Raw genomic sequence first — 810 nt, forward strand, 5'->3', positions numbered from 1 at the left:
AGCTGCAGCGCCGCCAGCAGCTGGGCCTGGCCAGCGAGCTCGACACGCTGGAGCCCCGCCGCCAGTTGCTGCTGCACGAAAGCCAGCAAAGCGTGGCGCAAGCCGCACAGACACTGGCCTGGGTGGCACTGTTCCAGGCGCTGGGCGGCGCCCCGCTGCCGCCGCAATCGCCGCCCACCACCCCGGGGGCCACGCCATGATTGCGCTGGCACGCAAAACCCTGGTCTACGAATGGCGCCGCTTTGTGCCCTCGGTCTTCGCGGTGGGCTTTGCCGGTGTGCTGCTGGTGATGCAGGCCGCACTGGTGCTGGGCATTTTCAGCTCGGCCGCCATCTACATCACCGCCAGCTCGGCCGACCTCTGGGTGGGCTACCCCGGCACGCAGAGCGTGAACTTTGGCCGCAACATCGGCCCCGATGTGGAAATGCGCCTGCGCATGGATCCGGACATCCGTGCCGTCGAGCCCTATGTCTGGGTCGATGGCGACTGGCGCTCCAGCCAGGGCGCGGCCCAGGCCGCCGGTGCGGTGTCGGTCTACCTGTCGGGCATTTCCACTGCCGGCACGGCCATGGTGTTCGACCGGGTCATTGCCCCCTGGCAGCGCAAGCTGCTGCGCGAGCCCGGCGCCGTCATCGTCGACCGCGCCGATCTGGACAGCCTGGCCACCCGGGAAGGCGGCACCGCCTGGATCAACAACCACCGCGTGCGCGTGGTGGCCGCCGTCGACGGCTTGCGCGGCCTGGGCGGCGTCAACGTGCTGGCCTCGCTGGAGAGCGCGCACCAGATCGCTGGCAGCTCGCCCAGCCAGGG

The 810-nt window shown here is 70.4% G+C and carries 2 pseudogenes; both read left to right on the forward strand.

The features are described 5' to 3' along the window. Positions 1–200, forward strand: a pseudogene (locus H928_RS32060) (RND transporter); the annotation flags it as partial. Continuing rightward, positions 197–810, forward strand: a pseudogene (locus tag H928_RS0104285) (ABC transporter permease); the annotation flags it as partial. The pseudogenes H928_RS32060 and H928_RS0104285, both read left to right, overlap by 4 nt.

The organism is Comamonas sp. B-9 (assembly GCF_000410635.1).
Taxonomy (GTDB): Bacteria; Pseudomonadota; Gammaproteobacteria; order Burkholderiales; family Burkholderiaceae_C; genus Comamonas.